This is a genomic window from Actinacidiphila sp. bgisy167 (assembly GCF_057707665.1).
Map to the genome: position 1 here is coordinate 37,858 of NZ_JBYIQP010000046.1, position 12,781 is coordinate 50,638.

At 70.9% G+C, this 12,781-nt stretch carries 11 protein-coding genes; 3 read left to right on the plus strand and 8 right to left on the minus strand.

All coding sequences use genetic code 11. The features are described from left to right. Position 1: 1 nt before the first annotated feature. Together purE and AC3ET4_RS18600 are read right to left on the minus strand one after the other, a co-directional pair. Positions 2–502, minus strand: coding sequence for a 5-(carboxyamino)imidazole ribonucleotide mutase (gene purE / locus AC3ET4_RS18595; protein ID WP_431950736.1), 501 nt, complete (start codon positions 500–502; stop codon positions 2–4). A gap of 32 nt (positions 503–534) precedes the next feature. Continuing rightward, entirely contained in the window at positions 535–1,674 is a 1,140-nt protein-coding gene (locus AC3ET4_RS18600) for a 5-(carboxyamino)imidazole ribonucleotide synthase (protein ID WP_431950709.1), read from the minus strand. A 106-nt stretch (positions 1,675–1,780) separates the two neighbouring features. Here AC3ET4_RS18600 and AC3ET4_RS18605 point away from each other — a divergent pair, with 106 nt between their 5' ends. After that, positions 1,781–2,356, plus strand: coding sequence for a GtrA family protein (locus AC3ET4_RS18605; RefSeq protein WP_431950711.1), 576 nt, complete (start codon positions 1,781–1,783; stop codon positions 2,354–2,356). Positions 2,357–2,359: 3 nt separating this feature from the next. Here AC3ET4_RS18605 and AC3ET4_RS18610 read toward each other — a convergent pair whose 3' ends face one another. Both AC3ET4_RS18610 and AC3ET4_RS18615 read right to left on the minus strand, forming a co-directional pair. After that, the gene (locus tag AC3ET4_RS18610; RefSeq protein ID WP_431950713.1) at positions 2,360–3,637 is read right to left on the minus strand and encodes an ATP-binding protein; all 1,278 of its coding nucleotides are present in this window, start codon (positions 3,635–3,637) and stop codon (positions 2,360–2,362) included. A gap of 48 nt (positions 3,638–3,685) precedes the next feature. Then, on the minus strand, positions 3,686–4,360 hold the full coding sequence (locus tag AC3ET4_RS18615) for a response regulator transcription factor (RefSeq protein WP_384282990.1): 675 nt from the start codon (positions 4,358–4,360) through the stop codon (positions 3,686–3,688). A gap of 291 nt (positions 4,361–4,651) precedes the next feature. Here AC3ET4_RS18615 and AC3ET4_RS18620 point away from each other — a divergent pair, with 291 nt between their 5' ends. Continuing rightward, positions 4,652–6,157, plus strand: a complete 1,506-nt coding sequence (locus tag AC3ET4_RS18620) for a peptide MFS transporter (RefSeq protein ID WP_431950716.1) — start codon at positions 4,652–4,654, stop codon at positions 6,155–6,157. A gap of 321 nt (positions 6,158–6,478) precedes the next feature. Here the strand turns inward: AC3ET4_RS18620 and AC3ET4_RS18625 are convergent, their stop codons facing one another. Further along, positions 6,479–7,516: an amidohydrolase family protein gene (locus AC3ET4_RS18625; protein WP_431950718.1), complete on the minus strand. Its 1,038-nt coding sequence runs from the start codon at positions 7,514–7,516 to the stop codon at positions 6,479–6,481. Positions 7,517–8,310: 794 nt separating this feature from the next. Continuing rightward, on the minus strand, positions 8,311–9,654 hold the full coding sequence (locus tag AC3ET4_RS18630) for a UDP-glucose dehydrogenase family protein (protein WP_431950720.1): 1,344 nt from the start codon (positions 9,652–9,654) through the stop codon (positions 8,311–8,313). A gap of 179 nt (positions 9,655–9,833) precedes the next feature. Between AC3ET4_RS18630 and AC3ET4_RS18635 the strand changes: the two genes are divergently transcribed. Beyond that, positions 9,834–10,901, plus strand: a complete 1,068-nt coding sequence (locus AC3ET4_RS18635) for an LCP family protein (RefSeq protein WP_431950722.1) — start codon at positions 9,834–9,836, stop codon at positions 10,899–10,901. A gap of 104 nt (positions 10,902–11,005) precedes the next feature. Here the strand turns inward: AC3ET4_RS18635 and AC3ET4_RS18640 are convergent, their stop codons facing one another. Further along, a complete protein-coding gene (locus tag AC3ET4_RS18640; protein WP_431950724.1) occupies positions 11,006–12,244 on the minus strand; it encodes an LCP family protein in 1,239 nt (412 codons plus the stop codon). A 118-nt stretch (positions 12,245–12,362) separates the two neighbouring features. Continuing rightward, positions 12,363–12,626: a DUF1876 domain-containing protein gene (locus tag AC3ET4_RS18645; RefSeq protein ID WP_431950726.1), complete on the minus strand. Its 264-nt coding sequence runs from the start codon at positions 12,624–12,626 to the stop codon at positions 12,363–12,365. Positions 12,627–12,781: the final 155 nt, after the last annotated feature.

A 12,781-nucleotide genomic window follows, 5' to 3' on the forward strand; every position in this document is an offset into this window, starting at 1 on the left:
CTTACTTACCTCCGAAACCGAAGCCGGCCGACCCCTCCACCTTGGCACGCAGGCGTTTGCCCTTCTCGGTCGCCTGCTGGTTCAGCTCCTCCTGGAAGTGCCGCATGCGCTCCAGCAGTTCGGAGTCGTGTGCGGCGAGCATGCGCACCGCAAGCAGCCCCGCGTTGCGCGCGCCGGCCACCGAGACGGTGGCGACCGGGACGCCGGCGGGCATCTGCACGATGGACAGCAGCGAGTCCATGCCGTCCAGGTACTTCAGCGGCACGGGCACCCCGATCACCGGCAGCGGCGTCACCGACGCCAGCATTCCGGGCAGGTGCGCGGCGCCGCCGGCGCCCGCGATGATCGCCTTGAGGCCGCGCTCGGCGGCCTGCTCGCCGTACGCGACCATCTCGCGCGGCATGCGGTGAGCGGAGACGACGTCGACCTCGTACGGCACCTCGAACTCGTCCAGTGCCTGCGCGGCGGCCTCCATGACCGGCCAGTCGGAGTCGGAACCCATCACGATGCCGACCAGCGGCCCAGCGGGATTGCTCACTCTTGGATCGTCCCTCGCAGGTAGTCGGCGGCGTGCCGGGCGCGCTCGCGCACCTCGGCCAGGTCGTCGCCGTAGGTGTTGACATGGCCCACCTTGCGGCCGGGCTTCACGTCCTTGCCGTACATGTGGATCTTGAGCTGCGGGTCGCGCGCCATGCAGTGCAGATACGCCGAGTACATGTCGGGGTAGTCGCCGCCGAGCACGTTGGCCATCACCGTCCAGGGCTGGCGCGGGCGCGGATCGCCCAGCGGCAGGTCCAGGACCGCGCGCAGGTGGTTGGCGAACTGCGAGGTCACGGCGCCGTCCTGGGTCCAGTGGCCGCTGTTGTGCGGGCGCATGGCCAGCTCGTTGACGAGGAGCCGGCCGTCCCGGGTCTCGAAGAGCTCCACCGCGAGGTGTCCCACCACGCCCAGCTCCTCGGCTATGGTCAGCGCGAGTCGCTGGGCCTCCGCCGACAGGGCCTCGGCCAGCTCGGGCGCCGGGGCGATCACCGTGTCGCACACGCCGTCGACCTGGATCGACTCCACCACCGGGTAGGCGACCGCCTGCCCGTGCGGGGAGCGCACCACGTTGGCCGCCAGCTCCCGAGCGAAGTCGACCTTCTCCTCTGCCAGCACCGGCACGCCTGCCCGGAACGGCTCGGCGGCCGCGGCCTCGTCGCGGACGACCCACACGCCCTTGCCGTCGTAGCCGCCGCGCACCGTCTTGAGCACGACGGGGTACCCCTCGCCTTCCTCGGCGAAGCGCGTCACGTCGGCCGGGTCGGAGACGATGCGGTGCCGTGGGCAGGGCACGCCGATCGCGTCGAGCCTGGCCCGCATCACGCCCTTGTCCTGGGCGTGCACCAGCGCGTCGGGCCCGGGGCGGACGGCGATGCCGTCGGCCTCCAGCGCCCGCAGGTGCTCGGTGGGGACGTGCTCGTGATCGAAGGTGATCACGTCGCAGCCGGCGGCGAAGGCGCGCAGCGTGTCGAGGTCGCGGTAGTCACCCACCACGACCTCACCGGCGACCAGGGCCGCGGAGTCCGCGGGCGTGTCACTGAGGAGCTTGAACCTGATGCCGAGCGGAATGCCCGCCTCGTGGGTCATACGGGCGAGCTGGCCGCCGCCGATCATGCCGACTACAGGAAATGTCACGGTGACCAGGATATCCGGGCGCGAACCACACTCCGACCGCCGTCCCCCGAGGGGCCCGGATAGCATGAAGGTCTGAGACCAGACACAGACGGGGCCGAACGATCACATGGACGGTGCGACCGGGTCCACCACCCGGGCAGGACTGCGGAACCGGCTGACGGCGGTGACCCGCGAGATCGCCAAGTTCGGCGCGGTCGGTGGGGCGGGGGTGCTGGTCAACATCGCGGCCTTCAACCTCGTGCGGCACGTCACCGACCTCCAGGTGGTGAGGGCCGGCATCATCGCGACCGTCGTCGCGATCGCCTTCAACTACCTCGGGTTCCGCTACTTCACCTACCGCGACCGCGACAAGTCGGGCCGCACGCGCGAGCTCACCTTGTTCCTGGCGTTCAGCGCGGTGGGCCTGGTGATCGAGAACGGGGTGCTCTACACGGCGACCTACACCTTCGGCTGGGACAGCCCGCTGCAGAGCAACGTCTTCAAGTTCATCGGCATCGGCGTGGCCACCCTGTTCCGCTTCTGGTCCTACCGCAGCTGGGTGTTCAAGGCGCTGCCCGTCCCGGAGACCGCGCCGGGTGCAGAATCGTTCCTGGCCGGACAGGAGGGCGAGACCCCCGGCGCCCCGGCGGGCGCACGGATCGCCCCGACGGGCTCCCCGGGCGCCCGCTCGTCCGCGCGCTGACGCCTAGCGGGGCTTGCCGCCGCCGTCGCCCCGGCGGACGACGACCTGGTCCTCGCGCGCCAGGAAGAGCGCGAAGACCGGTGGACGCTGCTGCAGCAGCTCCAGCCGGCCCCCGTCGGCCTCCGCCAGGTCGCGGGCGACCGCGAGGCCGATGCCGGTGGAGTTGCGGCCGCTGACCGTGCGCTCGAAGACCCGCGCCCCCAGCTCCGGAGGCACGCCCTGGCCCTCGTCCGTGACCTCGACCACGACCTGCGTCCCGGTGACCCGGGTGGAGATCGCGACCGTGCCGGAGCCGTGCATCAGACCGTTCTCGATCAGTGTGGCCAGCACTTGGGCGACCGCCCCGGGGGTGCCGACCGCGCGCAGCCGCTTCTCGCCCGTGGCGGTGATGGCCCGGCACGCGCTGCGGTACGCCGGGCGCCACTCCTCCACCTGCTGCTTGATCACGTCGTCGATGTCGAACACGACCGCGGAGCCCGTCCGCGGGTCCCGCGCGTTGGTGAGCAGCCGCTGCACGACGTCCGTGAGCCGTTCCACCTGACCGAGTGCGATCGTCGCCTCCTCCTTGACGGCGTCCTCGTCCTCGGCCGTGGCGATGATCTCCTCCAGCCGCATCGACAGCGCCGTCAGCGGGGTCCGCAGCTGGTGCGAGGCGTCCGCCGCCAGCCTCCGCTCGGCGGTGAGCATCCGGGCGATCCGCTCGGCGCTGCGGTCCAGCACGTCCGCGACCCGGTCCAGCTCCGGTACCCCGTAGCGCCGGTGCCGCGGCCTGGGGTCGCCGGACCCCAGGCGCTCCGCGGTCTCCGCGAGGTCGGTCAGCGGGCTGCCGAGCCGGCGCGCCTGGCGCACCGCGAGGACGACGGCGGCCAGCACCGCCAGCAGCGCCACGGCGAGGATGATCAGCAGGGTGCGGCCGATCTCCTGGCTCACCTTGCTGCGGGACTCCTCGACGGTGACGGTCTCGCCGTGCTCGCCGCTCTGCAGGGAGGAGATCACCTGGCCGGTGGGCCTGGCGCCGATGCTGATCGGCTCCTCGCCGGGGATCTTCACCAGCGCGTAGCGCCCGGGCGCGATCTGCTGGGCCAGCACCTCGCGGCTGATCGGCTCCTCGCCGGTCATCCTGCTCTCGACGATGCCGACCAGCCGCACCGCCTCGGAGTCCACGCTCTCGCGGGCGCTGTTCTCGATCGTCCGCGCCTCCACCAGCACGAGGGACACCCCGAAGACGGCGATGACGACAAGCACGACGGCGAGCGTGGACTGGATGAGACGGCGGCGCATGAGTGAAGCGTCTCAGACCGCGCGGGGCTGCGGGCGTGCCGGTTGTCCTCAGTTCTTCTCGAACCGGAAGCCGACCCCGCGCACCGTGGAGATGTAGCGGGGGGCAGCCGCATCGTCGCCGAGCTTCTTGCGCAGCCACGAGATGTGCATGTCCAGCGTCTTGGTGGAGGACCACCAGGTGGTGTCCCACACCTCGCGCATCAGCTGCTCCCTGGTGACCACTCGGCCGGCGTCCCGGACCAGCACCCGCAGGAGATCGAACTCCTTCGCGGTCAACTGCAGTTCCTCGTCACCCATCCACGCGCGGTGCGACTCCACGTCGATCCGCACCCCCTGGGTGGAGGGCTGCTGGGCCTCGGTGGTGCCGCGCCGCAGCAGCGCCCGCACCCGGGCCAGCAGCTCGGCCAGCCGGAAGGGCTTGGTCACGTAGTCGTCGGCGCCGGCGTCCAGGCCGACCACCGTGTCCACCTCGTCGGCGCGGGCGGTGAGCACCAGCACCGGGAAGCCATGGCCTTCGGTGCGCAGCCTTCTGCACACCTCCAGCCCGTCCATTCCGGGCAGTCCCAGGTCGAGCACCAGAAGATCGAAGGAGCCGAGGAGGGCGGCTTCGAGCGCCGCGGGTCCGTCCTCGCGCACCTCGACCTCGTACCCTTCGCGGCGCAGCGCGCGTGCGAGCGGTTCCGAGATGGATGCGTCGTCCTCGGCGAGCAGTACGCGGGTCATGGGCTGATGGTAGTCCGCTTGGAGAAAGCGCACGCCGGTCCGGCGGCGACCGTTGTGAGGTACACCTCAAATCACATCTTTTAGCACATACAGTGCCTCCCGTAAAGCAACCAAAAGCCCGAGTCACTCCAAGGGACCTTTGCCGTACGCCAAGCGACGAAGGCCCCTTTTTGTTCGTGTCCGGTCCCCATCAGCATGTCAGTCCATGACCTGTGGGCCCCGCGCGCCCAGCCGGTCACACCGCCACCCGGACGCGCACCGCTCGCGCGTCCAGAGCAGCAAGGAAAGTCCATGGCGTCCAGCCTGACGAAGGACGTCGGCCCGCAGGGCACCCCTGCGGACGGCGGCACGACCTTCCTCGGCCACCCTCGCGGTCTGGCCACCCTCTTCATGACCGAGACGTGGGAGCGCTTCAGCTACTACGGGATGAGGGCCCTGCTCGTCCTCTACCTGACGGCCTCGGTCGCGGACGGCGGGCTCGGCATGAAGGCCGCCACCGCCGGCGCGATCTACAGCGTCTACACCGCCACGGTGTACCTGCTGGCGATGCCGGGCGGCTGGTTCGCCGACCGCCTCTGGGGCCCGCGCCGCACGGTCGCCATCGGCGGTACGATCATCATGATCGGGCACTTCCTGCTGGCCGTGCCCGTGAAGGCGTCGTTCTTCGTCGGCCTGGTCTTCATCGCGGTGGGCTCCGGCCTGCTGAAGTCGAACATCTCGACGATGGTCGGCCAGCTCTACCCGGACCGCAGCGACCCGCGCCGGGACGGCGGCTTCACGATCTTCTACATCGGCATCAACCTCGGCGCCTTCCTCGCACCGCTGGCCATCGGCACCGTCGGCCAGAAGGTCGACTGGCACCTGGGCTTCGCCATGGCCGGTGTCGGCATGGCGCTGGGCCTGGCCCAGTTCCTCATCGGCACCAAGCACCTCGCCCCGGTCTCCAGCGTCGTCCCCACACCGCTGGACGCCGCCGGGCGCGCGGGCCTGATGAAGAAGGCGCTGCTCTGGCTGGCCGCCGCGGTGGTCTTCTACGGCGTGGTCACCTTCACCGGCCACTTCACGATCAACTGGGTGCTCTGGCCGCTCTCCCTGCTGGGGCTGGCCCTGCCGGCGTACTACTTCACCCGCATCCGCCGCGACCAGGAGCTCACCGCCGACGAGAAGGCCAAGGTCAGCGGCTACATCTGGTTCTTCGTCGTGGCCGCCGTCTTCTGGATGATCTACGACCAGTCCGGTTCGACCCTGACGGTCTTCGCCTCCGACCACACCGCGTCCACCCTGTGGGGCTTCGACTTCCCCGAGAGCTGGTTCCAGTCGCTGAACCCGCTGTTCGTGATGGCGCTCGCCCCGGTCTTCGCGGCCCTGTGGACGACCCTGGGCCGCAGGAACCCCAGCACGACCGTGAAGTTCGCCCTCGGCGTCGGCGGCATCGGTGTCTCCTTCGTGGTGATGATGCTCGCCCAGGCCGCCGCGTCGGGGGACGTGAAGGTCACCCCGCTGTGGCTGGCAGTGGTCTACCTCATCCAGACGACCGCCGAGCTGTGCCTGTCCCCGGTGGGGCTGTCGGTCACCACCAAGCTGGCCCCGGTCAAGTACGCCGGCCAGATGATGGGCCTGTGGTTCCTCGCCGTCACGGCGGGCGACTGCGTGGCAGCGATCCTGCAGCTGCTCATCGGCGACGCCTTCCTGTCGGAGGCCTCCTTCGCGGTTCAGGGAGGCGTGGCGCTGGCCGCGGGCGTGGGCTTCGTGCTGTACCGCAAGCGGGTCATCCGCCTCATGGGCGACGTCCACTGACGGCTGCGCCGGGCTCTTTGGGCGTTGCCGGTGTGCGGGTGCGTCTGCGGCCGGGGTTGCGGGGTCGGGGGTGGTGCGCGGAACGTCCTCAGGCCCTCGGGGGCACGGCACCGCACCTGCCCGTCCCCCTGCAGCTGCTCGGTCGCCCGGCGAAGCGCAGGCGGCCGGCGGCGGCCGAAGGTGTCCGGCCGTTGCCGACTTCGGCTTGTCAGGGTGACGCCTGGTCGTGCCGGCCATGAAGACGCCGAGGACGAGGTCCGGCGGACAGGCGGGCGGCATGGACCTCGAGCCGTGTCGCCGTACGGGCCCTGGGGGCTTGCTTCAGACCGTCGGGCGCTTGGCGCGGGCGGTGAGGCGTTCCCAGTTGCGGTGGCCGATGTCGGCCTTCTGCTCGTCGGTGAAGGGCGAGTTCTCCAGGAAGGAGCGGGCTTCACCGTTGCTGGTGTCGACGTAGGGGAAACCGCCGGGGCGGAAGCCGTAGGTGAAGGGGTAGTCGGTGGAGTAGAGCATTCGGTCGGTGCCCATCACCTCGGCGGTCCAGCGCAGGTAGCGGGGGCTGTTGGTGCCGCTGCCGGCGACCCAGAAGTTCCGCTTGAAGTAGTCCGCCAACGGCTGGCGCAGGCGGCCTGCCTCGCCGAAGAAGCCGGTGTGGTCGAGGTAGAACAGCGTGACCTCGCCCCAGTGCCCGGCGATCACCTGTAGGTCGGGGAACCGGTCGAAGACTCCCGAGAAGATCATGCGCAGGTACTGGACTCCGAGGTCGTAGTACCAGCCGAGCCCGGCTCCGGCCAGGACGGGGCCCATGGGCTCGGGGAGGTCGGAGTAGTAGGCGTCGATGACGGGCTGAACCGGTGTCTGCGGGTGGAAGTGCAGCGGCACGGCCAGCCGCTCGGCCATGGCGTACAGCTCGTCGTTGTCCGGGTGGTCGGCCAGCTTGTCCCCGGTACGCCCGTACAGCATGGCTCCGGGAAAGCCCAGCTCGCACACGGCGCGCTCCAGTTCGGCCGCGGCCGCGGCCGGCGACTGGGTGGGAATCGCGGCGAACGCCTGGAAGCGGTCGGGCCGGGAGGCGACGATCTCGGAAAGCTGGTCGTTGGCCTCGCGGGCCACCGCGACCGCGTCGGCCTCGGACAGGTCCTGCACACCCGGGGACGACAAGGAGAGCACGGCGACGTCGATGCCCTGGTCGTCCATGTGGGCCAGCCGCCGCTCGCCGACCTCGCGCAGGTTCTTCGCGACGGGGTTGTCGCCGAAGCCGCGGGCGGGGATCCGCGGCGACCCGGCCCGCCGATACGCCTCATGGACGGCCGGTACGACGACGGTCTCCTCCACCCCGATGATCCGCAGACGGTCGGACATGACGGTTCTCCTCGCATGGGCGTTCTCAGTGGGACTCGCCGAACGATACCATCGATATTGTCGCTGGAATCGCAAGAGTGATATCAATGATATTGCCCCGTTCCGGCCCCGACCCGCCTGCCAGGGCGGGAAGCCGCGACCCGTTCGCCACCTGGGCGGCCTCTCGCACCGCCGGGCTCCGACCACCCGCTGTTCTTGGCTGTTCGGGTCGCTTCCCTGCCTGACGATCCGTCAAGGAACTGAAGGGACGGCCCCGCGCTGCACCCGACCGGTCCCAGCGGCGCCTTCCGGGCTCCTGCCGCACACCTGCGGGCCGCGACCAAGGACACCGAGGGATCGGCGCGCCGAGGTCGCGCAGGGTGCGCTGCCTGAGCGGGGAGGGCCGAGCCCTGTTTCTCGCGGAGTCCGCGGCGCTCGGCCTGTTACTGGGCCGGCGAACAGTGAGTGAGCGCGTACGGGATCACCTGATGCGCGCGGCGGCCATCCGCCGGCCGGCGACGGTCGGTGGGGCAGTGGTGCGGGGTGGCGGGCGTCGACCTCGCCGCCCCCACCGGGGGTCGCGCGCCTGGCGGCACGGAAGGGGGTGGGGAGGCGGGGCACCCCCGGCCGAAGGCCGGGGGTGGGTGGATGCTCCGGACGGTGCGGCCTATGGGTGTGCGGTGTCCCGGGGCCCGACACGTACCGCCCGCACCGACGAACCCGCGCGGCCCGCACTGACCGCGCGCCCGGGCGCCGGTGGGAGGGCGGGAAAGGCCCACCACCACACACACCCCGCACGACGGGGGCAACGCCCCCTACGCGCTCGGGCGCCCCATGGCGCGGAACGTCCACCCGGCCTCACGCCACCCTGCCGGGTCCAGCGCGTTCCGACCGTCGATGACGTGCCGCCCGCGGGCCACCGCGCCGAGCGCCTCCGGATCGAGCTCCCGGAACTCCCGCCACTCCGTCAGGTGCAGCACGACGTCGGCCCCGCGGACCGCCTCCAGGGCGCTCGGGGCGTATCCGAGCGTCGGGAAGACGCGCCGCGCGTTCCCCATCGCCTTGGGGTCGTACACGGTGACCTGGCCGCCCTGGAGATGGATCTGCCCGGCGACGTTCAGCGCGGGGGAGTCCCGCACGTCGTCGGAGTCGGGCTTGAAGGCCGCGCCGAGCACCGCGATCCGCTTGCCGAGGAAGCCGCTGCCGCCGCAGGCCTCGCGGGCGAGCTCGACCATGTGGGCGCGGCGGCGCATGTTGATGGAGTCGACCTCGCGCAGGAACGTGAGCGCCTGGTCCGCGCCGAGCTCCCCGGCCCGGGCCATGAAGGCGCGGATGTCCTTGGGCAGGCAGCCGCCGCCGAAGCCGATGCCGGCGCGCAGGAACTTCTTGCCGATCCGCTCGTCGTGCCCGATGGCCTCGGCGAGCTTCACCACGTCCCCGCCGGCCGCCTCGCTGACCTCGGCCATGGCGTTGATGAAGGAGATCTTCGTGGCGAGGAACGCGTTGGCCGCCGTCTTGACCAGTTCCGCGGTCGGGTAGTCCGCGACGACGAAGGGCGTGCCCTCGCCGACGGGGGTCGCGTAGATCTCGCGCAGCAGCTTCTCGGCGTGTTCGGAGGCGACGCCGACGACGATGCGGTCGGGGTGGAGGGTGTCCTCGACCGCGAAGCCCTCGCGCAGGAACTCGGGGTTCCACGCCAGCTCCGCCCGGTCCCCGGCGGGGGCGAGCTCGGCCAGGCGGGCCGCCAGCCGGGCGGCGCTGCCGACCGGCACGGTCGACTTGCCGACGACGAGCGCAGGCCGCTCCAGGTGGGGGGCGAGCGACGCGAAGGCGTTGTCGACATAGCTCATGTCGCAGGCGTACTCGCCGTGCTTCTGGGGGGTGTTCACGCAGACGAAGTGGACGTCGCCGAAGGCGGCGACCTCCTCCCAGGAGGTGGTGAAGCGCAGCCGCCCGCTGGAGTCCGGCAGGCCCGCGACGTGGCGGCGCAGCAACTCCTCCAGACCCGGTTCGTACATCGGCACGCGGCCGGCGGAGAGGGTCTCGATCTTGGCGGGGTCGATGTCCAGGCCCAGTACCTCGAAGCCCAGCTCGGCCATCGCAGCGGCGTGCGTGGCGCCGAGGTAGCCGGTGCCGATCACGGTGAGCTTGAGCGCCATGCCGAGGGTCCCTCCCAGGTCGAGGCCTGATTGCGATGTTGAGCATAGCCCCGGGCGGCGTTCCGGTTCCCCCGGTGCGGGTACGGAAGACGGCCCGGGAATGGCCACGGCACCGTCCCACGCGCCACAATGCCCCCGACGCACGCGTGGGGAGCGGGTGCGCATGATGGGGGTGAACGATGACGACAGCGGATCCGGTCGGCCACGAGAAGGCGTCGGTCGCGGAAACGGAGACGGACGCGGCGGCGGGGAAGGCGGCGGACCCGGCCCGCAGGAGGCGGGGCCGCGCCCGGCGGGTGCTGCTCGGCGCGCTGGTCCTGCTGGCCGTGGGGGTGCTGGGGGTGGCCGGGAGCCTGTGGTGGGCGGTGGACCACTACACCGGCAAGGTGGACCGCATCCCCAACGTCTTCCCGACGAACGTGCCCGAGAGCGAGCAGCCGCAGGCCGCCAAGGGCGGTGAAACGTTCCTCCTGGTCGGTGTGGACGCCCGCTCCGACCTGCCGACCACCGGCCGCGACGCCCAGGCCCCGGAGTGGAAGCGCGGCGCCCAGCGCAGCGACACGATGATGCTGGTGCACCTGCCGGCCGACCACAAGCACGCGTACGTCGTCTCGCTGCCCCGCGACAGCTGGGTCTCGATCCCGGGGAACGGCAAGGCCAAGCTGAACGCCGCCTTCTCCTGGGGCGGACCGCCGCTGCTGATCGACACAGTGCAGCGGCTCACCGACGTGAAGGTGGACCACCTCGCGGTCATCGACTGGAGCGGCTTCAAGACCCTCACCGACGACATCGGCGGCGTGGACCTGGCCGGGAAGCACATGAACGGCGAGGAGGCCCTGAAGTACGTCCGCGAGCGCTACAACCTGCCGCGCGGGGACCTGGACCGCACCCACCGCCAGCAGGCCTTCCTGCGCGCGGTGATCGCCAAGACGCTGACCAAGGACGCGATGAGCAACCCGGTCAAGGCCAAGGAGCTGCTGGACCGCGTCACCGGGGTGGTCAGCGTCGACGACCGGCTCTCCGACGGAGCGCTGCGCGACCTGATGTGGAGCATGCGCGGGGTGCGCGCGGGCGACATGGTCTTCATGAACGCCCCGGTCGGCGGACTCGACATGATCAAGGGCCAGTCGGTGGTGCTGCTCGACGAGAACGGCAGCGAGCAGCTGTGGGAGGCCATGCGCAACGACACGATGGCCGACTACGTGGCGAACCACTCCCTCGACCGTCTGGGCTCCTCCACGCCCTGAGACGGCAGGACGAGCGAAGGGGCCGGCCGGGCGCGTTCACCGCGCCCGGCCGGCCCTTCGGTCTTCTTGCTCTTCGCGTTGCTCTTCGCGCTCCTCGCGGGAGGTCAGGAGTCCGGCGCGACCGTGACCTTGTCGTCGTTCTTCAGCTCCGAGACGAGCTGCTTGACCTTCGGCATGTCCCACTTGAGCGCGCTGCCCACGTTGGTGCCGATCGAGCCCGAGGTCGGCATGTTCATCGAGACGCCGTCACCGCCGGAGACGCTCTTCATGGCCCAGAACATCGACGCCAGGTCCCACAGGCTCATGTCCTTGTCGACGATCAGCGTGTCCAGGCCCGCTCCCATGGTCGGGTAGAGCTTGAACGGGTTGAGGACGGTGCCCGGCGTGGCCGTCTGGCTCGCCAGCGCGGCGAGGAACTTCTGCTGGTTCTTGGTGCGACCCAGGTCGCCCTCGGCCTCCTGGTAGCGCTGGCGGACGAAGGCAAGGGCCTCGTCACCGTTCAGGGTCTGCTTGCCCTTCTTGATGTGCAGGCCCGAGTTCTTGTCGTCGATGTTGCGGGGGATGTCCAGTTCGACACCGCCGGCCGCGTCGACGAGGTTCGCGAAGCCGGCGAAGCCGATCTCCGCGTAGTGGTCGATGTGCAGGCCCGTGTTGTACTCGACCGTCCGGACCAGCAGCGTCGGCCCGTCTATCGCGTAGGCGGCGTTGAGCTTGTTCCTGCCGCGCGAGGGGAAGGTCTTGCCCGACTCGGAGCCCTTGAACTCGGGGATCGTCACATAGGAGTCGCGCGGCAGCGAGATCAGCGCGTTCCCGTTGTCGCCGACGTGCAGGATCATCATCGAGTCGGTGCGCTTGCCTTCGGCGGAGCCGGTGTGCAGCTGCTTCTTCTGCTCGCTGGACAGGCCCTCACGACTGTCGGAGCCGACGATGAGGTAGTTGGTGCCCTTGCCGGTCTCCGGGCGGTCTATGACCGTGTTCAGGTCCACCTCGCGGCGAACCTTGCCGTCCGCCCAGAAGTAGGTGCCGATCGACCAGACGGCGACCACGGCGACCAGGCCGACCAGGACGATCTTGACCCGCCGCTGGCGGCTGCCCGCGGGGGAGGTGCGGCCGCCGGTCGACGGCGGGCCGTAACCGCCGCCGCCGTAGCCGTCGTAGCCGCCGGCGCCGCCGCCCGGCCCCGCATGGCCGGGGACGCCGCTGCCGTACGCCTGCTGGCGCGGCACGCTGCCGGGAGCGGCCGCCGCACGGCGCGGGGACAGCTCGGGGGGCAGCGGAGGCTCGGAGACCTGCTGCTGCCGCTGGTTCCTGTTGTCGGACCAACCGTCGGGCCATGCGTTCATGTACCGCAGTGTGCCCTGCCGGGCGGCCCGTCAGGGCTTCCGTGGCGCTTCTGAAGCAGAGCTGATGCAAAGGTCACAGGACCGCGGCACCGGAGTGACCGACGGTGCCCGTGCGCTCTCATCCGGTGAGGTGCGTCGGGGAGTTGGTGTGCGTCTCGATCATCCCGGCGGCCTGTTCCAGCAGTTCGTGCGCCAGGTTGGAGCACGCGCGGGAGGCGGCGACGTCCTCCCCTATGCGCATGTCGGGCTCGTCGTGCGGATTGCGCCGGGAATAGCCGTGGCCCACCACGCCCGGGGCGCCGTCCCCGGTGAGCGAGGCGGTGCAGGCCGTGCGGTTGCCGTCCTCCTCCAGGGACAGCTTGATCGTCCACGTCTTCTCCATGGCGGATCACTCCTTGGACCTCGAGGACGTCGGCCCCTTTCTCAGCATCCGCCCGGCCCGGCCGCCGGGCAAGGTGTGCCCGGCGGCGCCTTCCCGCGGCCTCGCGCGCCCGCGTCGGGGAGGCCGCCCGGCGTGAGCGAGGCGCGGCAGTGCTG